A 24,899-nucleotide genomic window follows, 5' to 3' on the forward strand; every position below is an offset into this window, starting at 1 on the left:
TTAGTGATCCTCCCCGTGCTGAGCCGGCTGCTCCTGGTTTTCGCGTTCGGCACGCTCCGTGTGGGCGTCATCGTCCGTAGAACTCCGAGCACCCGCAGGAACGTTATCCAATCCGCTCGGCCCGGGCGGTAGGACCGCGCCGACGGCCTCGTCCCGATCGCCAAGGACGGCTTCCACATAGGCCGTCGTATCGGTCAGGTTGTCCGCGGCCTTATTAGTCTGCTGGAAGACGGGGCCGGCGCCGATGAACATGCCGACGGAGAGCAGCATCATCACGGCGGACGGCCAGACGTAGCGGTGCGGTACGCGCAGGTCTGGGTCGGTCTCGTTGGCGTTCATTTGCCGCCCCCAGAACACCTCGCGCCACACGTAAATCATGGAGACCAAGGCACCGATCGACGAAACGATGATCGCCCCGATGGCCAACCAGGTCTTCCACGTGCCGTCCTGGGCCACGCCGAAGACCAGCGCCAGCTTGCCCCACAGGCCGGAAAACGGCGGCAGGCCAACGATAGACAGCGCGCCGGCGGCGAAGACGATGGCAACGAAGCGGTCGCGGCGCATCAAGCCCGATAGCTTGCGCACGCGGCCCGAACCGTAGGTCTCTTCGATCGCGCCGGAGGCCATGATCAGTGCCCCGGCGACGATCATATGGTGCACCATGTAGAACAATCCGGCGCTAAGCATCAGCTGCGCGTTGTTGCTCAAAAAGGCTAGGCCGATCAGCATGAACGGAATGCCATTGACCATCTGGTAGGCGATCACGCTACGCATCGTGGTTTCGCCCAAACCGGCAAAGCCACCGATCAGCATGCCCGCCACCATGATCGCGAGGATGCCCCAAGACCAGTTGGAATCGCCCTCGAACACGGTGAGGTACACGCGGAGGATTGCGTAAACGCCGACCTTGGTGTGCAGGCCGGAGAACAGAGCCATCACTGCCGGGGAGGTGGAGGGGTAGGCGCGCGGCAGCCACGTGTGAACCGGCGCCAGACCCGCCTTGACGGCGAGTGCCAGCAGCACCACGCCCAGCGGGACCACCAGCTGCCACTGGTTGCCGAACACGCCCTCGGCGAACTCGGTGCCGCGCGGGCCGGCAGAGCCCGCCAGGGCGGCGAGGTTGGTTGTGCCCACGACCGCGTAGACCAGCACCACGCCGCTGAGCAGCACCAGGGAGGTCACCAGGTTTACCACGATGAACATCCGGCCAGCCGCCAGGCGAGCCCACGTGCCCGTCATGGCCAGCAGGCCGAAGGAGGGCATAAGCATGACCTCGATGAAGACGAACAAGTTAAACAGGTCCGCGGTCAGCAGCGCGCCCCACACGCCGCCGATCAGCATGAGCGTGAGGGCGGGGTAGAAGCGGGCGCGGGTCTCGCCAACCACATCGCCAAACCAGTTGGCAATGAAGGCGACCACGGAGGTCGTCAGGATCAAGACGCCCGACAGGTTATCGGCTGCCAGCGGGATGGAAATGCCGCCGATGAAGCCGCCGACGTTATCCACCATCACCGTGTGCGGCTCGCTGACCTGCGCCAGTATCCAGATGCCTCCGGCGATGCCGAGGGCGGGGATCAGCAGGCCGAGCGCGCGGCGAACACTGCCCCACGGCGCCATCGCGGCGATGGCGGAGGCCAGCAGCGGGACTGCGATGAACAGACTGAGTAGGGAACTTCCGGCCATTACTTTTGCGCCCCCTTCGCGGTGGCGCCCTCGTCGGTGCACGAGTGGGTCTCGGTGTAGTCATTCGCACCGAGCTTCTTAGCCTGGTGCTCCTCGACCACGCCACCCTGGGTCTTTGCCTCTTCGTAGTTCTTCCAGCCCATCGTCTGCAGGGTGCGCAGGCGGCGGGAGGCCGTCTCTACGTCATCGCTGCCGAACGTGTCGTCGTCGCGGCCGAGTGCGGCCATGGCCAGCATCACGGCGGTGGAGGCCATAGAGATCACGATGGCCGTCAGCACGAACGCCTGCGGCAGCGGGTCCGCCGCCTGCTCCGGGGTTGCCCGATCCATCAGCGGATCCATGCGCCACGCGCCGATGCCCGCGGCGAGGATCAGCAGGTTCACGGCGTGGCTCATCAGCGCAATGCCCATGATGATGCGCAGCATTCCGCGCTGCATCACCAGGTACACGCCGCCGCCCATCAGGATGGCGATGATAGCTGCGATGATCACTGGGGCTCTCCCTTCTGCTCGTTGTGCGGTTGGTGGGTCTTTTCGGGGTTCTTCTTCGGGACGCCATCAGGCTCCGCAGCCTTAGCCTCCGAACCATCCTTCGCGCTCTTGACCGGCGCGCGAGCCGCCTCGCGCTCGGCCCGGTGGGCCTCTTCCTCTGCCTTCGCAGCAGCGGAGACCTGGGAGGGGTTCAGCGGAATGTTGCTGCCGCCGACAGTGACGGCCACCGGCGAGGGCTTATTGGCCGGGTCGGCCTTGCCCTCGATGGGGGAGGGGCGCTTGCCCTTGGACTTCAGCCCCATCTTCTGTGTGGCAGTCTGGGCGCGGAACTTCGACTTCAACGTTGCCGGGTCCGTGCCCGGGCGGTCGCGGCCACCCATCTGGTTGATCACAATGACCACCAGGCCGAGCACTGCCAGGTAAACGCCACCGTCGAAGATCAGCGAGGTCGACACGTGCTGGCCCAGAATGTCCGCGTGGATCGGGGCCAGGAATCCGCCGTGGAAGTAGCCGATCAGGCCGGTGATCAGAGCCATCGCCATGCCAGCGCCGACGAAGGTGTAGGCCACCTGGTCGCTGAACAGCTTCTTGGCCCGCGCCTGCGCCAGGTAGTACATGAAGATGCCGCAGGCCGCGATCAGAGCCGCGACGAAGCCGCCGCCCGGGGCTTGGTGCCCGCGCCAGAATGTGGCGGCGGACAGCAGCGCCAGGATCGGAATCAGCGGATACATCGTCATCCGCGAGTTAATGGAGTTCAGGTGCGTGGAACGCAGGTACTTGGAGTAGAACGGTGCCAGCTCCGGAACCTTGTGCACGTCCGGGAAGCGGGTGGAGCCGGGCGCGCGGAACAACTCCGCGGTGGAACCCGGGCCGTAGCCCGGAACCGGGGAGCGGGGGATGGATTTGATCAGCGCGGCGATGACGATGCCCGCCATGCCCAGTACCGACAGCTCGCCCAAAGTATCGAACGCACGGAACTCCACCAGGATCACGGCGACCACGTTGTTGCCGCCGGAGATCTCCGGAGTGTTCTCCAGGTACCACTGCGCGATCGCGGGCTTGTCGTGGCGGCCGATGAGCAGCCACACGCCCAGGAAGGTGATGAGGCCGACTACTACCGCCAGCACCGTGGCGAAGCGGGTGCGGTTTGCACCCTCGCGCAGGTACAGGCGTGGCTGGTGGCGGATGACCAGCATCATGATGACGACCACGCAGAACTCGACCAGCAGCTGGGTGGTAGCTACGTCCGGCGCGCCCAACGTCAGCATGACCCAGGAGACACCCACGCCAACCACGCCGACCAGCACCACGGAGGCCAGGCGCGAGCGGGTGCTGACCATGCTGATCACACCCAAGCCCACGATCACTAGTCCCACCAGGTCCACGATGCTGTCGATGCCCTCGACGCGCGGGGACAGGTCCGCGATGCCTTCCAACCGGCCCGGCCCCAAGAGCGCGAAGCCCGCCAGCACGATCAGCATGGTGAAGATCCACACAATGTGCCGGTTCGGATTCACAGAGTTCGCCATACGGCCAAACGCGCGGCCGAGTTTGGTCGAGCGTTCGATAAACGCGGAGATCATCTCCGCGCCCGTTGCCACCCCGAGTCGCTTGCCCTCGAGGGGCTGAAGCAGAGGGCGTCGATAAATAACAACAACTACGCCCGCAACCAGCACGGCAAGAGAGATCCACAGCGGCACTGTCAGGCCGTGCCAGAGTGCCAAGTGCGTGTGCGCGTGGCCCAGATCCGTGGCATCGACCACGTGGTCGAGCGCTTCATCGAAGATGCCCATGAAAGCCACGACCGGCAGCGACAGCACACCCGGCAGCACGGCGGGGATCCACAGCTGCGCCGGAGCCTCCTTGACGTGCGAAACGTCCTTCGGGCCGTCGATGAACGCGCCCAGGACGTAGCGGGCGGAGTACACGAACGTGGCCAGCGCGCCGACACCTGCAGCGACTAGCAGGACGATCACGCCGGTATTGCTAAACGGTGCTTCTTCGAAGGCGGTGAGCATGCCTTCTTTCGACACAAAGCCGAAGGTCGGGGGAATCGCAGCCATAGACGCCGCCGCGATCACAGCGGACACAAAAGTAAAGGGCATCTGGCGCCACAGCGGGCCCAGGCGGCGAATGTCGCGCGACCCGGCCTGGTGATCCACCACGCCGGCAATCATGAACAAGGAGGACTTGAACAGCGCGTGGGCGGCGGTGTGAACCAGCGCGGCACTGATGGCGAAGGGAGTGCCCACGCCGATAGTGGCGACGATCCAGCCCAGTTGGGAGACGGTGGAGTAAGCCGTGAGTTTCTTCAGGTCGGTCTTCTGCATGGCGAATACGGCGCCCATGATGGCGGTGGTCATGCCGATGACGATGAGCAGGGTGTGCCAGGCCATCACGCCCTCAAACAGGCCGGAGAAACGGAGCAGCAGGTACACGCCGGCCTTGACTACGGCGGCGGCGTGGAGGAAGGCGGAGACTGGGGTGTCTGCGGCCATGGCCTCTGGCAGCCAGAAGTGGAAAGGGATCTGCGCGGCCTTGGAGAATGCCGCGAGGGCAATGAGGACTGCGACGATGGCTAGGCGCACGTCCTGCCCCTCCCAGGCGGGGGAGTGCAGCATGGCTGTGAGGTTCGTGGTGCCCGTGGTGATCACGCTGATGGCCAGGGCGGCCAGCAGGAACAAGCCGCCGACGAAGGTGAGCAGCAGGGTGCGGATGGCGCCGGCTTCGCCGCCGGATCCGGAGCGAGCGATGAGGAAGAACGAGGCTAGGGAGACCAGCTCCCAGCCGATGAAGAGTAGTGCAACGTCATCGGCCAGAACTAACAGCAGGACGGCCAGCATGAAGGAGGTCATGAGCACGTAGAAGCTCATGATCTTATCGCCCTTGTGCAGGTAGGCGGCGGAGTAGATGAAAACCACCGCGCCGATGAGGAGCGCTAGGAGGGTGAAGAACAGACCCAGGGCGTCCATCTTTAAGGCCAGCTCTAGGCCGGTGCTGGCCGCTGCGTCTGCTGTGCCTCCTGCACTGGCTGCACCCGCTCCACCGCCCGCGCCTGTGAGGATACCTTGGATCCATGTCACGGACCACGTGGCGGTCTTGCCGTTGAGTATCGGATCCGCATGCTTGATCACGTACCCTGCGAGTGCCAGGAAAGTCAGGCCTAAAGGCCAACCGGCTTTACGATCAAGTGTTTTGACCAGCAAGGGGACGAGGATGAGCGCCACCGCTATGGTGACGGGGATGGCCAGCACTGCCACGTGTCTAAAACACCCTAACCAATGAGTTCGACGACGATATCTTAGGCAAACGCACAATCGCCTTCAACGTCCCGAACTGCGGAGCCGATCGATCGCTCCTAGTGTCTCCAAGATGCGCGGGAGGGTGACCTCGGAGGGCTAGAAAAAATTGGGCGGTCCGTCACGTCGGAACATGAACGGAAATATTTTATGCGACTCGCCAAAGTTTAGCAGACCCTCATATTGCCCTTGACGTGGTGATCGCTACATTTCCATCGCCGGTGGGCGTAATCGTTCCGTCGACTCGGTAGACCTCGCGCAGCATTTCTTCGGTGAGCACATCCTCCACGGCTCCATGTGCGTAAACGGTGCCGTTGTGGAGCACTGCGATGCGATCGGCGAAGCGTGCCGCGTGCGAGAGGTCGTGCATCGTGACCACCACTGCCGCGGGTGCTTCAACGGCGTAGGTGCAAATGTGCTCCATGAGGGTCAGCTGATTGCGTAGGTCGAGGGCACTGGTTGGCTCGTCCAACAGAAGAGCTCGGGGACGGCGCACGATCGCCTGTGCGAAGCTCACCAGCTGGCGCTGGCCGCCGGAGAGCTGGGACATCGTGCGAGACTCGAATTCTTTCAGACCCAGTCGTGTGAGTACCGCGCTGACTCTATCCTGGGTGGATGTGGCCACGCGCAGCCCACTGAATCCCGTGTGGGAGTGCTGGAGCGCCAGTAGCACCGATTCAAACACTGTAAGGGTGCTTTCCGGCGGGGGATCCTGTGGCAAATAAACCGCGTCAGGTCCGGTGACGCTGCCACTGAATCGGCACAGCTGAGCCATGCAGCGCAGCAGGGTGGATTTACCAGCGCCATTGGGGCCTACAAGGGCGGTGACGGTTCCGGCGTCGATCCCCGGAAGAGACACGCCATTCAGGATCTGCGCTGCTCCGTGGGAAAAACTGAGGTCGGTGACCTGCAGCGCGGTGGCTGACGGAACCGTGGCGGGCTGTTCCACGAGGTTGTCCTTTCTGGGGTGAGGGAGGGGCTGGAGCGAGAAGAGGTGGGTGCGGCGAGGGGGTATTAGGTGGGAGAGGAGACGGTTCGGGGGCGGCGCAGAACGATGAGGACGACGAACGCTGGCACGCCCACAATCGCCGTGATGATGCCGACGGGCAGGATCGCGCCGGGCTGGATCAGCTTGGAGACCACGGAGGCTGAGGTAAGCAATAGCGCCCCGGAGAAGATGGATGTAGTGAGGAAAAAGCGCTGATCCTCGCCGACAAGCATCCTGGCGATGTGCGGGCCGACGAGGCCGATAAAGCCAATCGTCCCGGCCATCGAAACGGCAGTCGCAGCCATGAGGGAGACGCCCACCAGTGTGAGCGTGCGCAGCCTGTTGACGTTGATTCCCATGGACCTGGCGCGGTCGTCTCCCATTCGAAACGCCGTCAGTGTCCACGCGTTGCGGTAGAAGAATGCGATGACGATCAGCGAGACGAGTGCCAGGAGGCCGATCTGGGGCCACTTGGCGCGCGTGAGGCTGCCCATTGTCCAGAACACCACCTGCTCCAGCTGCGTCTGCGAGGCGAGGTATTGCATCAGTGCCAGGAGAGCGTCGAAAAGGAACACGATTGCAATGCCTAGCAAGATCATTCCCTCCGTGCCGGCGCTCTTTGACCGGGAGAAGAGGACAATCACCGCGCAGGCTGCGATGCCGAACACCCACGCGCTGCCGGCCATCCCCAGCGTTGCACCAATTCCTGCGGCAGTGAATCCGGAGACGGTGGCGAAGGCGGCGCCGAAGCTGGAGGCGGCGGAAATACCCAGTGTGTAGGGCTCTGCGAGGGGGTTGCCCAGGATGGTTTGCATCTCTGCACCGGCGGCAGCGAGGGCAGCGCCGATGAGGACCGCCGTGATGGTCATTGGCAGGCGAATATCAAAGATGATCTGTCGGTCAACAGGGCGGGAATCGCTGGGGTGAAATAGCACATATATCGCCTCATTAGCAGGCATGCTGCTGCCGATGAGGAAATCTGTGGCGGTGACTGCACATAGCAGAGCCGCGAGCCCGGCGATGATTGCCACCTTGCGCCTGCTGGCTGCTCGGTACCAGCTCACGCCGGGACGTTGACGTTGCGGGATGCTGTCTTTGTGATCCTTCCCGTTTACGGCAGGGATTGACCGTGTCGGGGCGACGTGGCTCATGGCAAACCAGTCCAGAAGGTGCCGCTCGCCTCCACGGGGAGGAATTTTTCGTGCAGTTCCTTCATGTCAGCCTGTGGGTCAATGTCGGCAAACAGGTCGGGGTGCATGGCCTTGGCGAACCACTCGATGGCCAGGTAGTTGTACGGAGAGTCGTAGAAGTGATGCCACGCGGCGTAGGCTCTCTTGTCCTTGACGGCTCGCATTTCCTTGAGGACAGGTTGCCCGTTAACGACGCGCTGAAAATCCTTGACGGCCTGATCGGCGGACTCGTCGTAACCGAGGGGGATAAAGCCAGTCTTTTTTGGCTGCTGCTTGGCATCAGTCCAGTCAGCGCCGGTGGCGATGATGACGTCCGGGTCTTTTCCAGCCAGCGCTTCGGGGGAGACTTGGCCTTGCTTACCTTCAATCATGTCGTCTCCCAGGTTCTTACCACCTGCTGCGGTGACTAATTGAGCCAGGTTGGACTTGGCGAAAGTGGAGCAGCAGTCGAAGTAGCCGGGAGCTCGCCAGAGGAAGGTTGGGGTGGGAGTGGCCTTGGCTTTTTCCAACCGGTCGTGAACCATGTCCACCTTGGATTCGTAGAACCGGGCGTACTTCTCCGCCTCCTTTTCGTGCCCGAGTACTTTGCCGAGCAAGCGCACACTTGGTGCGGTGTTTTTTACTGGGTCAGTGAAGTAGTCGACGGCGACGGTGGGGATTCCGGCCTTGTTAAGACCGTCGACGATGCCGGCGTCTTGGGCGGCGTCGAAACTGTTCGCGGAAACAATGAAGACATCTGGGCGAGATTCCAGGGCCTGCTCGACGGACATCGAGCCATCGTAAACCTCACCGGTCTGCTTAATATCCCCGATCTCGGAGAATCTCTGTTGGTACTTCTTGTAAGTGCCGGGGTCGTTCTGCTGCAAGTCATCGGGCCAAGCGACGATCCCCTGGAGCGGGTTTTCCTTGTTGAGGATAGCGGTGGTGTAGAGCATTCTCTGTCCGCCCATGAGAACCCGCTCAACCTTCTTCGGAACCTCGACATTGCGCCCGAGGATGTCGGTGATCTGCTGTTTTTCTACGTTGGTTGCGGAGTGCGCTCCATCACTGGCGCTACAGGCGGCAGCCATAAAAAGGCCGGTGGCAGCGACGGCTGAGACGACTGCGCGAGCCATGCGAAGATGAGGGTGCATGGGGGATCGGGGGCTGCGAGCCCTAAGTGACGTGAGGGTCAACTGTGTTCCTTTCTTTGGGTCGACTTACTTAGGTTAGCCAGACCTTATGTAGATGGCAATGCTTGGCAGAGAATGTCGTCATTTCGCTGCCCCACACCCCCGTTAGCTAAGTGAAGCGAGGCGTCGAAAAAAGGCTCGTAGTAGCAGCACCGCAGTGGTGGCGAAGCCGACAATCAACCCCCACCACACGCCGTAGCCCTCCCATTTCAGGAGCTTGCCCATCACCAGAATCCCGGGTACGCCGACCAGCCAGTATCCAATGAGAGTGCAGCGCAGCCCGGAAGTAGTGTCCTTGAGCCCTCTCAGTAATCCCACCGCCACATTCTGAATTCCCTTAGAGAACTGCTGTAACACCGCGAGGCACAGAAGCAGGACAGCGATATGGAAGGTGGTGGCGTCTGCACTTCCCAGGAACGGGCGCAGTATCCAGCGACCCAGCAGAAGCCACAGTGCGCCCATAACCCCCAGGTACACGACCACGACGAGCAGCACGCGCCGGGTTACCGCGCGCACCGCGTTGGCGCCTTCGGCTCGTGCCCTCGTGATGAGCACCGACCCGCCATGGGAGAAGCCGATGCAAACCTGGTAGACGATGTACGCCAGCTGGTTGACCACGTTGTGTGCTGCCAGCATCTGCGGGCTGAGGGTTCCCATCACCAACCCGGCGATTGTCGTAATCGCAGCCTCCGAGCCATAGGTCAGGCTCACTGGTACTCCGAGGCGCACGAGGTGGCGTATAGCCTCCCCGTCGCCGGCGCGGGGCAGAACCTGAAAGTAAGGTTGCAGCTCGGGTATACGCAGCACGACCACGCGGAAGGCTAGCAACGTGAAAAGTTGGACGGTGGTCGTGGATAGCCCGATGCCCGCCACCTTCCATGTGTCCGACGTTGCCCAAGCCATAAACGACCAGTTCAGGGCGATGTTGACGAAGATTGATACCAGCGTGATGGCAAGCAGGGAGCCAGGCTTGCGCATGCCCACCGCGAACTGGCGCAAGACGTTGAGCCACAACATGGGGATGAGTCCCGGCGCCATTGCGAGGGTCATGGCGAAGGTGAGACGGGCGACCTGCTCGTCGATAGGCAGGGCAAGAACCAGTGCCCCGAAGGTGATGACCAGTAGCGCGCCGAGGATCGCAGTGCCTGTGCCTACGGCGAAGGAGGATCGCACGGCTCGCCGGATCCGCTCCGCGCCTTCCTCCGAGAGCTGACCAGAGGCTTCCTCCCGTTCCATCTCTGCCGCAGCCTCGGCCACGAGATTTGAGCTGGCCGTCACCATGCCCACGCACATCGTGCGGATCTGGTTGTATAGCTGCATGGCCAGGCCACCACCAGCGATCGCCAGTACTCCCACGGATTGCAGCATCAGAACGTCCGTGGTGGTCAGCGCCACCCCGGCGAGCTGCACCCCGGCGATGGGAAGAGAAATTCCAAGGACTTCGCGGTACTTCTGAATGGAGTTCAACCTCGCAGCCACCCTCATCTCCGCACCGCGCTGTATCGTGGCGCCTGGCAGCCGGCGCACAAGGAACGCGAATCGCGGTAGGCGCGCAGCATGTTCTCCACGTGCCGCTCGGCGATCTCGGAGCGCAGCCCGTGGCTATCCAACCATGCGTCGTTAAACACTGTGTCCAGGTATTTCTCCCCAGCGTCGCAAACAAGCACTACAACAGTGCTGTTCGCGGCGCAGGTCTGCAAGGTCTGAAGCCCCTCATGGATTGCTGCCCCGGCAGTTCCTCCAACCATTAGTCCGTGTCGCCGGGCGAGTACGCGCGAGGTGGCGAACGCCTTGACGTCGCCTACCTTGATCTGCTGATCGATTAGGGCATAATCCACGTTCTGCCCGATAGTGAAGCCGCCGGGAGCACCCGCGCCGGACTGTTTGTAGGAGCCAGCCGGTCCTCCGAAAATGATGGATCCTTCTGGCTCGACGCCCACCGTTTTTGCCTCATGGCCCATCCTTCGAAGTTCACGTGTGGTTCCGCAGAGGGTGCCGCCCGTGCCTACGGCGGCGACGAGCACGTCCACGCCGTCCGAACATTGGGCGGAAAGCTCGTGCGCGAGCTGTGCATATCCGCCCGGGTTGTCCGGGTTGTTGTGTTGGTCGGGCCACCAGGCGTTCGGGTCGGATTCGACGATGTGCTTCGCCATGCTCCGCCGGGCTACGGTGGATGGCTTGCTCGTGTCCGGTGAGCCGACGAAAATCAGCTCGGCACCGAGGGCACGCATGGCATCGAGTTTGTCTTTGGCTGCATGATGATCCACCACTGCGGTGAATCTGTACCCGCGCTGGGAGGCCGCGATAGCCAGGCCAAGTCCTGTGTTTCCCGAGGTGGGTTCAACGATCCGGCTACCCGGGCGCAAGAGCCCGGCACGCTCGGCGCCTAGCACCATTTCCATCGCCATGCGGATTTTGACGCTCCCGGTGGGATTGAAGCAGTCCAATTTGAGGATGAGTCGGCTTCCGGTGCCTGTGCGGCAAAGCTCCAGTGCAGGTGTGTTGCCGATCAGGTCGCAGATTTTGGTGCTGACGCGCGGCGGGGCAACCGTGCACACGGCAGGGTGCGCCGACTCGCCGCCCGCGCCGCTCATTGCTGAGTGGGTAGTGCGAGTTGAGATTTTCATGGAACGTGCCAATAGCCTTTCAGAGTTCCACATGCAGGGGGTGATCATGACGAATGGTGCGGACTGAGCTATCCCAGACGAAGCGGCTGGGGAGCGGTAGCTGGTGGAAGGAGCTTTCGTTCTTGTCCATCTGGTATCCAGCCGTGTTGTGGTAGATCAGCAGGTCGCCACGCTTGGGTGCGCGGGGAAAGCCGATGGTTCTCCAGGTGAGCATGTCGTATTCCATGCAGCTTGATCCGCCGACACACGCGCGCGTAGGGATGCCTTCGCGCTGTGGCCAAAGGGTGGGATCGGGCAAGAATTCGCTGGATTTCCATTGCTCGGACAGACTCATGCTGAGCCCTGCAGCGGTGAGTATCTTGTACCTGTAGTGCGAATTCTCTTGCGGATTGAGATCTGGGGATTTGCGTTCAGCCTCTGCGCTTTTGACTCCTTGTACCGGGAACACGGTGAGTCCGCAGCCAGTTAGGAGCGCTCTTCCAGGTTCGAGTGCCAGCTTTACGCCCTCGGTGCGCAATCGCTCTGCGAGGGTATGCCCGTCGACTTTTTTGGTAGGGGTGTTCAGAATGGCGCGCAGCATCTCCGGTCCGGTTGCCTTCTCCCCGCCATAGGGATAGGAGGCGCTGGGGGTGCGGCCTGCGTGGAAAGCGCTCGCGTCCGTCAACGTGGGTTGGAATGCTTCCCAGTCTGCGTCGGCGCTGTAGCGAACTGAAAATCCCCCACCGATGTCCAGAGTGTCCGCTCGCCAGCCTTTGCGGCGCAGCTCACGCATAAAGTCCAGGCTGCGGTGCGCTTCTTTGCCCCTGTGCTCGGAGCTGTATCCGTTGAGGTGAAAGCAGGAGCCGACGATATCGACGTGTTTCCGGAGTTCAGGCAGACCCGAAATGCACGCTGACCACTCTTGAGGTGTACAGCCGAAGCGGCTCTCAGTCTGCTCGGCGGGCAGAATGCGCAGCAGCACGCGTGTGTGGCCGTCGGTGTGGTGTGCAGACGTTTCCCTTCGGGTGATGTCTAGTATTCTTTGCAGTTCGCCGGGCGAATCCGCTGCGATTGTGCACCCGTGACGGATACCCAGCCACAGCAGATTGTCTGCTTTTTCCGCGCCGGTGATCACTAGTTTTGTCCCGCGAATTCCTCCGGCCAGAGCGCCGACGAGCTCCGGTCCGCTGGCTACATCTACGCCTTGATCTGCCGCGGCGATTTCCTGCATCCAACACTCGGCCTTGTTCGCCTTGCGTGCGAAGAACACAGTGCAGTCCACGTTCATATCCTGTGCCGTGGTGGCAAAGTCCCTCAGATTGGTGCGCAGTTGCGTTGGATACAGCACATGGAAGGGACCCGACGCCAACTTCCGCATCTGTGGCAGAGCCCAGGGGTGGTTGAACAGTTCCTCCTCCCACGCCTGTACGAGCGGTGGCAGGCTGGGCGCTAGCTCCACAGTGTGACCTCGCTTCCCCTTCCTGCGGAAAACGCCCGTACGGCGAGTTCGTGGGCGATGGGAATGTCCGTAACGATCATTCCGCTGCAGAAGGCGAAGATGCGTTCAGAGTCGCTGATACGACCCGGAACCTGGCCGGCGAGGATGTCTGGGAGTGTGGCGTCGAGCTGCACATTGCGCCCCTGGAGGAGCCTCTGACCGACGAGGTCGAACTGTCCTTTGCTGGTTGCGATGACACGGTCGGCTTCCGCGACGGCGCCATCGGCTACACCCTTCGAGGCTACGGAGATTAACAGTCCACCCTCGGGAATCCAGCTGGTATGAATCTTTGGGTGCCACGCGCGACCTGACGCCACCACGGTGATGTCGCTGGTCGAGACTGCTTCGCGCACGGCGTCGGCGTCCGTGGCGATGATTTCGCGAGCTGAGGTCACCGCGTGAGAAATGCTATCTGAACTCGTGTTATTCAGTGATTTGGCAGTTCCGATGAGTTCGACGGAGCGGTCCGGGAACCAGCGTTGCAGAACGCCAAGTGTGTCCTTGATGCCCTCGGGGTGGGTGCCGTGTAAGCGGAGATGCTGGAGATTCGGCAGGACGGTGAGCAGATATGCCAGCGTGTTCATACTCTGCAGCCCGGTTCCGAGCATCGTTGCGGAGGTGGCGCCGGAGCGCGCGCATTCGCGGGCGATGAGCGCGGTGGTTGCCGGAGTGCGGGAGGCGCCGATTTTCTGGCAGTCCATGAGGGCGTAAGGCAGACCGGTTTCGTCGTCGTACAGGGTAATTGTGGTGTAGTACTGGTCGCGGTTGTCGCTGCCTTTGCGGTATGAGGCCTTGTAACCAACGAGGTCTCGCGCGGCGTCGAAACCGAGCATGGAAAAGGCGATTGAGTCGCGACTCTCTACGGGGAGGTCGATCATCATCTTTGTAGGGCAGCGGGAGGCGCCGGACTCCAGTGCAAGGTAGCCATCTTCGACTGCTCGGATGACTTGTTCGGGAGGGAGTTCTATATCTGCGAGATCACTACGGGTGAGGACGCGTAGCGATGGGCCGGAATTGGCTAGGTGTTCCATGGTTGCGCTTGTTGAACCTTGTCTCGTGAGGGGAAGTTTCTAATTGTCTCCGGGCTGCCTGCGATGCAATCCCGGTGGCCACAGTGGTAGTCAGCCTTGCGGAAACAAACCTTTGGAAAGGTTAGGTAAGGCTAGGCTACTAACGCGGGGGCTATTAATTTCTTACACGGTGGGCGATAGGGAGCGCAAGGATATGAAAAGCCCCAGCCTGTGACCCGTGTGGGCCACTGACTGGGGCTAAATCTGGTCGGGATAACAGGATTTGAACCTGCGACCCCCTCGTCCCGAACGAGGTGCGCTACCAAGCTGCGCCATATCCCGGTCTGGAGCGGCACGCTAGTCCTGCCTTCTGCGAAAAAATTCACAACGCAACCCTGTGAAAGGGAGCTAAGCAAAGCCAACGGCTGCAACTCGAACAACTATAGCCCCCGAGGGGGGCAATTTTCAAAATGGCTGCATAACGGGCACTTTTAGCCCGCCGGCCTCTCCACAATGTGGATCAACGTCGCCGACGGGCGGCAGAAAATGCGGAAAGGCACGTACTTCGAGCTGCCCAGCCCGTTGGTCACATGCAGCCACATCCGCTCGGTCCAGCGGGACAGCCCACGCACCCGGCTCCTGTCGATGCCGCAGTTCGTCACGATGGCACGCCCGCCCGGCAGGCACAGCTGCCCGCCGTGAGTATGGCCGCTCAGCACCAGCTGGTATCCGTCGGCGGCGAAGCGGTCCAACACGTGCGGCTCGGGGGAGTGGCTGAGCCCAATGGCCAGGTCGGCGTCGTTGTTAGGTCGCCCCGCGATCCGCGAGTAATCGTCCAGCTCATGGTGAGGGTCATCCACGCCCGCGATAGCTAACTTGATTTTCGTCGGGCTGGTCAGCGAGCCCGTCGCGGCGGGGTCGATGGCGAACTCGACGGTGGCGTTCGAGGCGTCGTGCCACCCGCGCTCGACGAAGGCCGCCCGCATGCCTTTCCAGGGCAGTTCCTCCGTGGAGGGTTTGCGCTTCTTGCCGAGCAAGTAGATGAAGGGGTTCACCGGGCGCGGCGCGAAGTAATCGTTGCTGCCGAACACGAACACGCCGGGGCGCTCCAGCAGCGGTCCGAGCGCGCGGAGCACTCCCGGTACGCCCTCCTTCTCGCCGAGGTTATCGCCTGTATTAACCACCAGATCCGGGTCTAGCCGATCCAGCGCTGCGACCCATTCCTGCTTCTGCTGTTGGCTATCCAGCATGTGTAGGTCGCTGACGTGCAGCAGCCGGAAACTGTCCCAATCATCGGGCAGTGTGCCGGGGGCAAGCAGCGGCACTGTTACCTCGTGTAGCTGGAACTTTAGGGTTTCTCTGTATGACGCCGCAGCTACCGCCGCACCCGCCACCCCAAGCCCGAGCGCGCATGTCAGCACGTTGGCGGGGGTGAGCAGGCGTGTGCGGGGCTGGGCTGGGGAGTTCGCTGAGGAGTTCCGACGATTGTTCTTCACGTTCCCCAGGGTATCGCTTTGCTCGGGAGAGCTGCGTTCGTGGTCAACGGAACCCCTGCGGAGCGGGTGGTTGGGAGGCGTGCAGTGGAGCGGAGTAGCGAACCGGGTCAGCGGAACTGGTTGAGGAACTCGTCGAGGTCATTGAGACCACGGCGGACTTCCGGCGGGATCTCGACGTCCTCTGGGCGTGGCATGTTCTGTGGCGAGGGTGCCGGGTTCGCCGGGTTGGCTGGGGTGCCCCCGGCACCGCCGGAGGCGGGAGCCCCAGGCGCGCTCCACTTTCCGGGGTCCGTGCCATTGTCGTACTTCTTGTCGTAGCTCGGCAGCTTGGCGCCGTACTTCTTGACCATCGGCTTGGAGGCCTCGAAGAAAATCTGTGCGGGCTCGTTACCGCCGTAGAGGTTGCCGTTGCTGCATTGGCGCACTGGCGCGGTGCACAGGTTCTTCGCGGTGCCACCGTCGTTGAAGATGTAGGAGGAGCCGGCCCAACCCGAGGTGAAGCCCAAGAATGCAGCAGAGTAGCTGGTTTCCGTCGTACCGGTCTTGGCGGCCAGCGGGCCACTCCAGCCCACCGCGCGGGCAGAGCCAGCAGCCGTACCGCTTTGCGCGTCGCTGCCCAGGCCGTTTGCCAGTGCGTCGGCCACCTTCTTGTCGATGGCCTGTTCGCAGTTAGCTTCTTCGAACTCCACCTTCTTGCCGTTGCGGTCCTTCACAGACAGTACCGGCAGTGGCTCGCACCAGCGGCCGTGGTGGGCCAGGGTAGCGGCCACGTTGGACAGCTCCAGCGGGTTGACGGCCGTGGGACCCAGCACAAACGACCCCAAGTTGTTGTCCTTGACGTACTTCTCCACGGAGTGTTCGCCGTCGAAGCTGCCCTCGTCCTTGTAGGAGCGCAGCCCCAGTTTGATGGCAATGTCCACGATGCGCTCCATTCCGATCTTCTCTGCCATCTCGATGAAGGGCGTGTTCGGACTGGTTGCCAGTGCTTCCTTCAAGGTCATGTTTGGCTTGTAGGAGCCTGCGTTTTCCACGCAGTACTTGTTCGGCGGGCAGCCCTCGGCGCCGCCGGCACCCATGCCCTCGACCTCTGCGCGGGCAGGGACGGCCAGGTTGGTGTTCAGGCCCATGCCGTCTTCAATGGCCGCGGCGGCCGCGAAGATCTTAAACACGGAGCCCGCGCCGTGGCCCTGCAGGGTGTGTGTCAGCGGCAGCACGGATTCCCGCTCTTTCTGGCTCAGCCCGTAATTGCGGGAGGAGGCCATGGCCAGCACTTGGTGCTTGCCGTCCTTCGGAGTGATGTAGTTGGTGGCGGCCGCAACGCCCTCCTGGCCGGGCGATACCTTGCTGCGTGCAGCCTTTTGCGCGTTTTTCTGGGCTTTTCGATCCAGCGTGGTGCGGATCGTATAGCCGCCCTTGGCGATCTCGTCTTTAGAGATGCCCTTCTTATCCAGGTACTCCATTACGTAGTCGCAGAAGAAGCCAGAGCCACCTGCGCCGATGCATCCGTTTTCCGGCACCCGCGGTTTCTTCAGCACGCCTAGTGGCTGGTTGGCAAGCTCATCCGCCTTGGTCTGCGAAAGCGTCTTCGCCGTCACGCGCGCCTGTAGCACGGCATTGCGGCGCTGCTTTGCCCCCTCCGGGTTCGTGTACGGGTTCAGTGCGCTGGTGGACTGCACGATGCCGGCCAGGAACGCCGCCTGGTTGTCGTTTAGCTTCTCCGCACTCACGCCGAAGTAGGTCTGCGCCGCCGCCTGTACGCCGAAGGCGCTGTTTCCGAAGGAGACCAGGTTGAGGTAGCGGGTGAGGATCTCGTCCTTCGTCAGCTTTTCGTCTAGGTCACCCGCCATCTTCATCTCGCGCAGCTTGCGGGGCAGTGAGGTTTCGATGGCCTGTGCGGCCTCTTCCTCGTTTTCCGCCTCGATCAACCATAGGTAGTTCTTCACGTACTGCTGGTTAATTGTCGACGCGCCCTCCGAGACTCCGCCGCTAGATACGTTCGCCGCCGCGGCGCGCAGCGTGCCACGGATGTCCACGCCATTGTGATCGTAAAAGCGCCGATCCTCGATGGCGACGATGCTGTCTTTCATCGCCTGCGAGATCTTGTCCGACGGCACCTCCGTGCGGTTCTGGTTGTACACCCAGGCAATCGTTTTGCCGTCCCGGTCGGTGATTCGCGAGCGCAGTGGCACCGAATTGTTCTCGGAAATGTCCTGCACGTTGGAGTTCATCGTGTCTGTACTGGCGTTTACCACCCAGCCACCCGCACCTGCGAAGGGCAGGATGGCGGCGGCAAGTAGCACGCCACCGGCCAGGATGGCGAGGAAAAGTTTCAAAAATGCCTTCGGTGCTTCCACGCGTATCACCATAACCCACGCCCCGGACAACCCTTTGTTCTTTCTTGAGCACACCCACGCGCCCACCGCCGGGGGTGATCTCTTTCTTTACAGATATGTGCACCTGAGGCGGGGTGCGCTACACCGATGGCGCACTTAAGAAACTCTAGGATTGTGATGCGTGTCACGTTATGCGGATAGGCTGACCAGCGGGATCTTAAGGGTGCTCCAAAAAAGACAAGAAGTAAACCCTGGCGAGCGGACGGTTTCCGCAGGTCAATTGAATCCATACTTGGGAAATGTCGCGTGAATATCAATTACCCCCAAAATGTGACCTATTCGACACTTCTAAAAACGTGTGAATAAAATTACTACTACAGCAAGCCTCTACGGCAGTTGGCGGCAATAGACGACAACCGACGCACAAGGCGCGACGGCCGCCCCTGCTGGAGGCACGTTTCGGAGGAAGAAAATGACTGCATCGCTTGCCCGCACGAAGGTCAATAGCGGCTCCAAGCCGACCTGCCAGCCTGCTGAACAGATCACCACCCGCGAGTCCTTTAACAACCGCGGCGAGTGGATCACGCAGGCGCACTGCCGCAACGTGGATCCGGACGAGCTATTCGTCAAGGGCGCAGCTCAGCGCAAGGCTGTGGCCATCTGCCGCCACTGCCCGGTGGTGCTGCAGTGCCGAGCCGACGCACTGGATAACAAGGTAGAGTTCGGCGTATGGGGCGGCATGACCGAGCGCCAGCGCCGCGCGCTGCTGCGTAAGCACCCCGAGATCACCAGCTGGGCGGACTTTTTCGCAGGCCAGCTCGAGGCTGCCAACGCGGCTAAGATGTAACCACTAGAGTGGTGCCCATGACTAACTGGGAATACGTAACTGTACCGCTGCTTACTCACGCTACTAAGCAGATCCTGGATAACTGGGGTCAGGATGGCTGGGAGCTTGTCTCTGTGCTGCCCGGTCCGACCGGCGAGCAGCACGTTGCCTACATGAAGCGCCCGCTGGAGCAGTAGGTCCACGGGGTAAGCGGTAGAAAACATGGCTGAACAGAACTTTCGTAAGAAACTAGAAGAGCTGGGCTTGGAGCTGCCGCCGGTGGCTGCGCCCGTTGCCGCTTACGTGCCCGCCGTGCGAAGCGGCAACACTGTCTACACCTCCGGACAGTTGCCCTTTGTAGATGGCAAGCTGCCTGTGACCGGACTGGTCGGCGCAGACGTGACGGAGGAGCAGGCTTATGATGCCGCCCGCACCGCCGCGCTGAACGCCATTGCCGCGATCGACGACGTGGCGGGTATCGACAACATCGAGCGGATCGTGAAGGTGAACGGATTCGTTGCTTCCACCGCTGATTTCGGCGGACAGCCAGGCGTGATCAACGGCGCGTCCGAACTATTGGGGGAGATCTTCGGTGAGGCGGGCGTGCACGCCCGCGCCGCAGTTGGCGTGGCCGCACTGCCGCTAAATGCCCCCGTAGAGGTTGAAATCGTCGCGCAGATCAACGCATAATTTGGCGCTTCGATCTACACTGGGAGGCATGGAGCACCCCGCTTATAGCCAACTACGCCCAGTAACCCCGAACGTCGGTGTCGTACTCGCGCCGAACCCCAGCTACGCTGCCCTGGAGGGCACGAACTCCTGGGTGATTAAGGGAGAGAACGACACAGTATCTGTTGTGGTGGATCCGGGTCCGCAGGACGAAGGCCACCTGAACGTACTGAACAGCAAGGCCACCGACGGTGGCGCGGAGATCGGCGTGGTGCTGCTGACGCACCGCCACGCGGATCACGCCAATGGCGCCCAGCGCTTCCGCCAGATTTCCGGTGCGCCGGTGCGTGCCTTCGATAAGCAGTACTGCATTGCAGCCGACGAGCTGCAGGATGGGCAGATCATCTCCTTCGAGGGGTTGACCCCCACCATCGAGGTTGTTCACTGCCCAGGCCACACGTCCGACTGCGTGTCGTTCTTCATTCACTCTAACGGCGGTACCGACGATTCTGACGTGGAGGGCATCATTACCGGTGACACTCTGGCCGGCCGTCACACCACCATGATTTCGGAGACCGACGGCGACCTGGGCGCTTACCTGGAGACCCTCGCTAAGCTGCGTGAGCGTGGCCAGAACAAGCCACTGCTGCCGGGCCACGGCCCGGATCAGCCGAACCTGGCGGAAGTTGCACAGAAGTACATCGACCGCCGCGAGCAGCGCCTGGAGCAAGTGAAGGGCGCCCTGCAGAAGCTGGGCGACGATGCTTCGGTGAACGACATTGTGGACGAGATTTACACCGACGTGGATCCGGTGCTGCGCAACGCCGCTGCGCAGTCCACTCGCGTGACGCTGCGCTTCCTGCGCGGCGACGAGAACTAAAGCGCTCGCCCGTAGGGCGCTACTAGGTCGCTATTAGGGCGCCGCTAGAGCGTTTAGCGAGCGCGCTTCGCCAGGCGCTCGGTGTCGGAGATCAGCACCGACTTTCCTTCCAGACGGATCCAACCGCGGTGGGCGAACTCTGCCAGGGCTTTGTTCACGGTCTCGCGGGAAGCGCCAACCAACTGGGCGATCTCTTCCTGAGTCAGGTCGTGGTGCACGCGCAGCGCTGTGCCCTCCTGGGTGCCGAAGCGGTTCGCCAGCTGCAGTAGGGCCTTGGCCACGCGACCGGGGACGTCGGTGAAGATCAGGTCCGCCAGGGAGTTGTTGGTGCGGCGCAGGCGCCGAGCCAACACGCGCAGCAGCTGCTCGGCGATCTCCGGGTGCTCATTGATCCAGTTGTGCAGCATGATGGAATCCATCGTCGCCGCGTGCAGTTCGGTCACGCAGACGGCGGACGAGGTGCGCGGACCCGGGTCGAAGATGGACAGCTCGCCGAACATGTCGGACGGACCCATGACGGTCAGCAGATTTTCGCGCCCGTCCACCGAATGCCGAGCGAGCTTCACCTTGCCGCTGATGATGATGTACAGTCGGTCGCCCGGCTCGCCCTCATCGAAGATGGTGGTGCCACGAGGAAACTTGACAGTATCCAGTTGTTCGATCAGGGTACGCACTGCGGTGGGTTCAACACCCTGGAAGATGCCTGCCCTCGATAGTATTTCGGATACTTCTGCCATCCCTAGTTTCACTTCCGTTTCTGGCATCGCGGTGGCGCGGGTGACCACCTCACACGTGTAACGTGTGTCACGCCTAAATGTGTATGATACGTCTCTTTTGCTAAATCATACCCAACTATGTCACAGCATGATTCTGGGTGAAGGTACATTTGAAAATATTATTATCTGCCGCTGTCGGCTGCAGTATCTAAAGCCCGCCGATCCCGGAGGTTATTTGTGCCCCGTCAATCTGCTCACTCCGCTCAGTCTGCTCACTCTCCTCAACCGGCTCAACTAGCTCAACCAGCCCAGTCCAGTCACGCGGCGTCTGCCACGCACACCACCGTGGCCGCACCGACTGCCGCACCGACTGCCGCGCCGAATGTCGAGCCGACCCTGCCCCGTATCGGCTCCCACATCGCTGCGAAGGGTAAGGAGACCCCGCTGGGCCGCAAGCGCCGCGCCCGGAAGATCAACCGAACCCTCGCTACGGCCTATCCACATGCGTACTGCGAGCTGGATTTCAGCAATCCCCTCGAGCTGCTCGTGGCCACCGTCCTGTCTGCCCAGTGCACGGATAAACGCGTCAACGCTGTCACCCCGGCGCTGTTCCGCGCCTATCCCACCGCCGCCGACTATGCCGAGGCGAATCTCGAAGACGTCGAACAGCTCATCAAGTCCACGGGTTTCTACCGCTCCAAGGCGAAGAACATCGTGGGGCTCGGTCGCGCGATCGAGGAGAACCACGGCGGTGAGGTCCCCAACAAACTAGAGCAACTAGTCAAGCTCCCCGGCGTGGGGCGCAAGACCGCCAACGTGGTGCTGGGCAATGCCTTCGGAATCCCGGGCATCACCGTGGATACGCACCTGGGGCGCCTGGCTCGCCGCTGGAAACTCACGGAGCACGAGGACCCAGTGCAGGTCGAGCGCGACCTCATGGAGTTGATCGAGCGTAAGGAATGGACCCTCTTTTCCCACCGGGCGATTTTCCACGGCCGCCGTATCTGCCACTCGCGCCGGGCCGCCTGCGGAGCCTGCTTCCTCGCGCACCAGTGCCCTAGCTTTGGGCTGGCGGGGCCCGCTGACCCCGAGGTGGCGTCCACAATGATTAAATCGGACGACCGCGACCACCTGTTGGATATGGCGGGGTTTGGGGCGGGCGGCCAGGTAGACTGATTTTCTGTTATGTCTGCACCTGTCGAACACTCCGCTCGCACGCGCGCGATCATCATCGCCGTCACGTTGGTCGTCGGCGTCGCGATTGCTTGCGTGCCGCTCGTCGCAGCACTGCGCGATGATTCCGCGGACGATGTAGGTGGGGCTAGCTCTTCTGTGGGAAGCGACGCCACCTCGGCCCCCACGCCCGCAAGTCCTATCGAGGTAGCCAACGAGGTTTACTGCCCGGAGAGTACCGGGGAGGCAACCGTGAGCCCACAGGCTGAGCTGAAGGACGTGCGCTTGCCGTGCCTCACGGAGGGGAACGGACACAGAGGGAATGGCGAGACCGGTGGAAACAGCGAGGACGGCGCCGACTCCCTGGCCGAACGGCTGGCGGGCAAACCCGCGGTGGTGAATGTGTGGGCGTGGTGGTGCGCACCGTGCCGCGAGGAACTACCGGTGATACAGCAGCTCGCCGCCGATCACCCCGAGTGGAACGTTGTGGGCGTGCACCTGGACGCGAAGGGTCAGGCCGGGGCTGACATGCTGCGCGATCTGGGTGTGGATTCCCTGCCGAGCTTTCAGGATTCCAACCATACTTTCGATTCCGCGGCGAACTTGCCGAAGGTGGTGCCCCTGACCGTGGTCTACAACCCGGACGGCACCCGCGCGAAGCTGTACGCGCAGACTTTCCACAGTGTTGAAGAGATGGAAAAGGCGGTGCAAGAAGCCCTATGACGGATTTCATCCAGCACTCGAATCGCCACATTGAACAGTGGCTCGCCCACGCGCAAACGCAGCCGGAATTGCCTGCTGACCTGCCTGCATGGCTGCACGGATTCGCCAGCGACTGCCGCGAGGTGGACATTCACCAGTACCTCAACGACTCCGCCCGGATTGTGCCGGAGGCCGACGAACACGGCCGTCCGCCGCGCTACTCGGCGGTACTGATTCTTCTTTCTGGCGACCCCACATTTTCCAGCCCCGCCGGGGCCTCGGGCAGGCAGGCCATCCCCGCCGACGCAACCATGCTGCTGACCCACCGCGCGCCGACCATGCGCAACCACAGCGGACAGGTTGCCTTCCCCGGCGGGCGGGTGGAGGAGGCAGACGCTGGACCGGTGGAGACCGCACTGCGAGAAGCCGCGGAGGAAACGGGGCTGGACCCGGCCACGGTGGAACCCTTTGCAGTGCTGCAGCCGATTTACATCGACCGATCCAACTTTGCGGTGGTGCCGGTGGTGGCGTGGTGGCGTACACCCCATGCGGTAAGCTGCCCCACAACCGAAAACGATTGGGTAGAGCCTTACCCGCTGGGCGAGCTTGTGAACCCGCAACGGCGCTTTGAGGTTGGCTTTGGCGGTTGGCGCGGACCGGCCTGGAACTTGCACATCGGGGAAGAGAACCCGCTAGTGCTGTGGGGTTTCACCGGGGGTGTGATTAACGCACTGCTGCGCCGCGCGGGCTGGGAAGAGCCCTGGTGCAGCGGCGGCGATGGTAGCGCCGAGGGGCCGTGGAACCTCTTCGAGACCCTGGCGGGCTCCGCCAACGGCGAGGCGCTGGGCGAGATGCGGGAAGGGTTCGACAAAGCCAACAAGATGGGCAGAAACGGAGGTGCACCATGAGCGGGGCGACGGGATCGACAGTCCTCGACATTGTGCTGGTATTCGTATGTATCGGCGCGATGGCGTCTGGGTACCGGCAGGGCGGTTTCAGCGCAGCGCTGAGTTTTGTGGGCGTGATTCTGGGCGGATACCTCGGCGTGAAGCTGGTGCCGGTCGCCGTGCACCTGGCGGAGGAGAAGGCCCCAGATAGTTACAGTGCCCGCTTCTTCGCCGCGCTGATCACCGTGACGGTCGTCGTGGTGGTGGGCTACGCCATCGGCTCGAGTATTGGTGCGCGACTGCGAGATAACATCCGTACCCGCGAGGCGCTGCGGGCGGAATCCATCGTCGGCGCGATCGTGCAGGTGTTTACGACCCTGCTGATCGTATGGTTGATACTGGTGCCCATCGCCGCCGGAAACATCGGTGGCTTCGGCAAAGCCATCAAGGGCAGCAAGGTTCTGGGCGCCGTAGGCAACGCTGCGCCGGCCTGGTTTAAGCAGCTCCCTGCGCTGACCTCCCAGTTAATCAACGACTCGGGCTTCCCGATGATCGCCGATCCGATGGAAAACCTGCCCACCGCGGAGGTCGACCCGCCGGATAACGCACTGATGCGTTCCCCGGCGGTGAAGAACACCCGCGACAGCGTGTTGCGTGTGGTCGGCCAGGCGGATCAGTGCAGCCGCCTGTTGCAGGGCACCGGTTGGGTGATTGCCGAGGATACGGTGATGACGAACGCCCACGTGGTAGCCGGCACTAACGAAGTCACGTTGGCAACCAAGGACGGCCCGCGTAAGGCCGAAGTTGCCTACTACAACCCGCAGGTGGACATCGCCCTGCTGCACAGCGACGACTTGCCGTATGTGCCGATGAAGTGGGCCGATGGCGTGGGGAAGCAGGGGCAGGATGCGATTGTGATGGGCTACCCGAACGGCGGCCCGTTCCAGGCAACGCCCGCACGCATCCGAGACAAGTTCGTGGTCAGCGGGCCGAACATTTATGCGGATGCCCGCGTGGAGCGCGAGGCATACTCTCTGCGCGGTTCGGTGGTTCAGGGCAACTCCGGCGGTCCGCTGATCGATACCGATGGCCACGTGTTGGGCCTGGTATTCGGCGCGGATATGAACGAAAAAGATACGGGCTACGCCCTGACGCGCGAGGAAGTTATGAAGCACGTCGGCGATGTGACCTCGCACCACGGCCGTCCGGCGACGGGCGCCTGTGTGGCGGAGTAACAGCGCGGGGCTGGCGAGTGGCGCTCGCGCCGGGCTAGCGAGTGG

At 62.3% G+C, this 24,899-nt stretch carries 21 protein-coding genes and 1 tRNA gene; 8 read left to right on the top strand and 14 right to left on the bottom strand.

All coding sequences use genetic code 11. From position 1 onward, the window contains the following. From ACKFRT_RS09155 to ACKFRT_RS09215, 13 genes are all read right to left on the bottom strand, one after another. The gene (locus tag ACKFRT_RS09155; protein WP_408925072.1) at window positions 1–1,683 is read right to left on the bottom strand and encodes a monovalent cation/H+ antiporter subunit D family protein; all 1,683 of its coding nucleotides are present in this window, start codon (window positions 1,681–1,683) and stop codon (window positions 1–3) included. After that, the gene (locus ACKFRT_RS09160) at window positions 1,683–2,174 is read right to left on the bottom strand and encodes a cation:proton antiporter subunit C (RefSeq protein ID WP_408925073.1); all 492 of its coding nucleotides are present in this window, start codon (window positions 2,172–2,174) and stop codon (window positions 1,683–1,685) included. Before ACKFRT_RS09160 ends, ACKFRT_RS09155 begins: the two co-directional genes overlap by 1 nt. Then, window positions 2,171–5,428, bottom strand: coding sequence for a DUF4040 family protein (locus tag ACKFRT_RS09165; RefSeq protein WP_408926092.1), 3,258 nt, complete (start codon window positions 5,426–5,428; stop codon window positions 2,171–2,173). The genes ACKFRT_RS09160 and ACKFRT_RS09165 overlap by 4 nt, the downstream gene beginning before the upstream one ends. A gap of 223 nt (window positions 5,429–5,651) precedes the next feature. Next, window positions 5,652–6,422, bottom strand: a complete 771-nt coding sequence (locus ACKFRT_RS09170) for an ABC transporter ATP-binding protein (RefSeq protein ID WP_297666774.1) — start codon at window positions 6,420–6,422, stop codon at window positions 5,652–5,654. Between the two features lie 65 nt (window positions 6,423–6,487). Beyond that, window positions 6,488–7,612, bottom strand: a complete 1,125-nt coding sequence (locus ACKFRT_RS09175) for a FecCD family ABC transporter permease (RefSeq protein WP_408925074.1) — start codon at window positions 7,610–7,612, stop codon at window positions 6,488–6,490. Continuing rightward, window positions 7,609–8,766, bottom strand: coding sequence for an ABC transporter substrate-binding protein (locus ACKFRT_RS09180; protein ID WP_408925075.1), 1,158 nt, complete (start codon window positions 8,764–8,766; stop codon window positions 7,609–7,611). The genes ACKFRT_RS09175 and ACKFRT_RS09180 overlap by 4 nt, the downstream gene beginning before the upstream one ends. Before the next feature lie 162 nt (window positions 8,767–8,928). Further along, the gene (locus ACKFRT_RS09185) at window positions 8,929–10,290 is read right to left on the bottom strand and encodes an MATE family efflux transporter (RefSeq protein ID WP_296215666.1); all 1,362 of its coding nucleotides are present in this window, start codon (window positions 10,288–10,290) and stop codon (window positions 8,929–8,931) included. 14 nt (window positions 10,291–10,304) lie between these two features. Next, window positions 10,305–11,450 (bottom strand): PLP-dependent cysteine synthase family protein, encoded by a 1,146-nt coding sequence (locus tag ACKFRT_RS09190; protein ID WP_296215669.1) that lies wholly within the window; start codon window positions 11,448–11,450, stop codon window positions 10,305–10,307. Between the two features lie 19 nt (window positions 11,451–11,469). Continuing rightward, window positions 11,470–12,888 carry a Y4yA family PLP-dependent enzyme gene (locus tag ACKFRT_RS09195; protein ID WP_408925076.1) on the bottom strand — a complete coding sequence of 473 codons (1,419 nt, stop codon included), beginning with the start codon at window positions 12,886–12,888 and terminating at the stop codon, window positions 11,470–11,472. Next, window positions 12,879–13,958 (bottom strand): ornithine cyclodeaminase, encoded by a 1,080-nt coding sequence (locus tag ACKFRT_RS09200; RefSeq protein ID WP_408925077.1) that lies wholly within the window; start codon window positions 13,956–13,958, stop codon window positions 12,879–12,881. The genes ACKFRT_RS09195 and ACKFRT_RS09200 overlap by 10 nt, the downstream gene beginning before the upstream one ends. Before the next feature lie 244 nt (window positions 13,959–14,202). Continuing rightward, window positions 14,203–14,279, bottom strand: a tRNA-Pro gene (locus ACKFRT_RS09205). 149 nt (window positions 14,280–14,428) lie between these two features. Then, on the bottom strand, window positions 14,429–15,358 hold the full coding sequence (locus tag ACKFRT_RS09210) for a metallophosphoesterase (protein WP_408926093.1): 930 nt from the start codon (window positions 15,356–15,358) through the stop codon (window positions 14,429–14,431). Window positions 15,359–15,540: 182 nt separating this feature from the next. Next, window positions 15,541–17,799 (bottom strand): transglycosylase domain-containing protein, encoded by a 2,259-nt coding sequence (locus tag ACKFRT_RS09215; RefSeq protein ID WP_408925078.1) that lies wholly within the window; start codon window positions 17,797–17,799, stop codon window positions 15,541–15,543. A gap of 439 nt (window positions 17,800–18,238) precedes the next feature. Between ACKFRT_RS09215 and ACKFRT_RS09220 the strand changes: the two genes are divergently transcribed. Genes ACKFRT_RS09220 through ACKFRT_RS09235 form a run of 4 tightly spaced genes read left to right on the top strand, consistent with a single transcriptional unit; the run spans window position 18,239 to window position 20,141 of the window. Further along, window positions 18,239–18,613 (top strand): WhiB family transcriptional regulator, encoded by a 375-nt coding sequence (locus ACKFRT_RS09220; RefSeq protein ID WP_296215682.1) that lies wholly within the window; start codon window positions 18,239–18,241, stop codon window positions 18,611–18,613. A 17-nt stretch (window positions 18,614–18,630) separates the two neighbouring features. Next, on the top strand, window positions 18,631–18,789 hold the full coding sequence (locus ACKFRT_RS09225; RefSeq protein WP_011274258.1) for a DUF4177 domain-containing protein: 159 nt from the start codon (window positions 18,631–18,633) through the stop codon (window positions 18,787–18,789). Between the two features lie 25 nt (window positions 18,790–18,814). Next, complete coding sequence (locus ACKFRT_RS09230) at window positions 18,815–19,282, top strand: RidA family protein (RefSeq protein WP_408925079.1); 468 nt, start codon at window positions 18,815–18,817, stop codon at window positions 19,280–19,282. A 28-nt stretch (window positions 19,283–19,310) separates the two neighbouring features. Beyond that, window positions 19,311–20,141: an MBL fold metallo-hydrolase gene (locus ACKFRT_RS09235; protein WP_296215687.1), complete on the top strand. Its 831-nt coding sequence runs from the start codon at window positions 19,311–19,313 to the stop codon at window positions 20,139–20,141. Between the two features lie 53 nt (window positions 20,142–20,194). Here ACKFRT_RS09235 and glxR read toward each other — a convergent pair whose 3' ends face one another. Next, the gene (gene glxR, locus ACKFRT_RS09240) at window positions 20,195–20,878 is read right to left on the bottom strand and encodes a CRP-like cAMP-activated global transcriptional regulator GlxR (protein WP_296215688.1); all 684 of its coding nucleotides are present in this window, start codon (window positions 20,876–20,878) and stop codon (window positions 20,195–20,197) included. Between the two features lie 324 nt (window positions 20,879–21,202). Between glxR and nth the strand changes: the two genes are divergently transcribed. From nth to ACKFRT_RS09260, 4 genes are read left to right on the top strand one after another with little or no spacing between them, the layout of a single operon-like run. Beyond that, the gene (gene nth / locus ACKFRT_RS09245; protein ID WP_408925080.1) at window positions 21,203–22,033 is read left to right on the top strand and encodes an endonuclease III; all 831 of its coding nucleotides are present in this window, start codon (window positions 21,203–21,205) and stop codon (window positions 22,031–22,033) included. 9 nt (window positions 22,034–22,042) lie between these two features. Continuing rightward, on the top strand, window positions 22,043–22,753 hold the full coding sequence (locus tag ACKFRT_RS09250; RefSeq protein WP_408925081.1) for a TlpA family protein disulfide reductase: 711 nt from the start codon (window positions 22,043–22,045) through the stop codon (window positions 22,751–22,753). Beyond that, the gene (locus ACKFRT_RS09255; protein ID WP_408925082.1) at window positions 22,750–23,640 is read left to right on the top strand and encodes an NUDIX hydrolase; all 891 of its coding nucleotides are present in this window, start codon (window positions 22,750–22,752) and stop codon (window positions 23,638–23,640) included. The genes ACKFRT_RS09250 and ACKFRT_RS09255 overlap by 4 nt, the downstream gene beginning before the upstream one ends. Next, window positions 23,637–24,854 carry a MarP family serine protease gene (locus ACKFRT_RS09260; protein WP_408925083.1) on the top strand — a complete coding sequence of 406 codons (1,218 nt, stop codon included), beginning with the start codon at window positions 23,637–23,639 and terminating at the stop codon, window positions 24,852–24,854. The genes ACKFRT_RS09255 and ACKFRT_RS09260 overlap by 4 nt, the downstream gene beginning before the upstream one ends. Window positions 24,855–24,899 lie beyond the last annotated feature (45 nt).

This window comes from Corynebacterium jamesii (assembly GCF_046097395.1).
Classification (GTDB): Bacteria; Actinomycetota; Actinomycetes; order Mycobacteriales; family Mycobacteriaceae; genus Corynebacterium.

Bases quoted from the DNA above. Each gene is read 5' to 3' on its own strand.
- ACKFRT_RS09175 (WP_408925074.1), bottom strand. From the start codon at position 7,612: ATGAGCCACGTCGCCCCGACACGGTCAATCCCTGCCGTAAACGGGAAG.
- ACKFRT_RS09260 (WP_408925083.1), top strand. From the start codon at position 23,637: ATGAGCGGGGCGACGGGATCGACAGTCCTCGACATTGTGCTGGTATTC.
- ACKFRT_RS09200 (WP_408925077.1), bottom strand. From the start codon at position 13,958: ATGGAACACCTAGCCAATTCCGGCCCATCGCTACGCGTCCTCACCCGT.
- ACKFRT_RS09215 (WP_408925078.1), bottom strand. From the start codon at position 17,799: ATGGTGATACGCGTGGAAGCACCGAAGGCATTTTTGAAACTTTTCCTC.
- ACKFRT_RS09155 (WP_408925072.1), bottom strand. From the start codon at position 1,683: ATGGCCGGAAGTTCCCTACTCAGTCTGTTCATCGCAGTCCCGCTGCTG.
- ACKFRT_RS09250 (WP_408925081.1), top strand. From the start codon at position 22,043: ATGTCTGCACCTGTCGAACACTCCGCTCGCACGCGCGCGATCATCATC.
- ACKFRT_RS09180 (WP_408925075.1), bottom strand. From the start codon at position 8,766: ATGGCTCGCGCAGTCGTCTCAGCCGTCGCTGCCACCGGCCTTTTTATG.
- ACKFRT_RS09230 (WP_408925079.1), top strand. From the start codon at position 18,815: ATGGCTGAACAGAACTTTCGTAAGAAACTAGAAGAGCTGGGCTTGGAG.
- ACKFRT_RS09220 (WP_296215682.1), top strand. From the start codon at position 18,239: ATGACTGCATCGCTTGCCCGCACGAAGGTCAATAGCGGCTCCAAGCCG.
- ACKFRT_RS09190 (WP_296215669.1), bottom strand. From the start codon at position 11,450: ATGAAAATCTCAACTCGCACTACCCACTCAGCAATGAGCGGCGCGGGC.
- glxR (WP_296215688.1), bottom strand. From the start codon at position 20,878: ATGGCAGAAGTATCCGAAATACTATCGAGGGCAGGCATCTTCCAGGGT.
- ACKFRT_RS09255 (WP_408925082.1), top strand. From the start codon at position 22,750: ATGACGGATTTCATCCAGCACTCGAATCGCCACATTGAACAGTGGCTC.
- ACKFRT_RS09235 (WP_296215687.1), top strand. From the start codon at position 19,311: ATGGAGCACCCCGCTTATAGCCAACTACGCCCAGTAACCCCGAACGTC.
- ACKFRT_RS09225 (WP_011274258.1), top strand. From the start codon at position 18,631: ATGACTAACTGGGAATACGTAACTGTACCGCTGCTTACTCACGCTACT.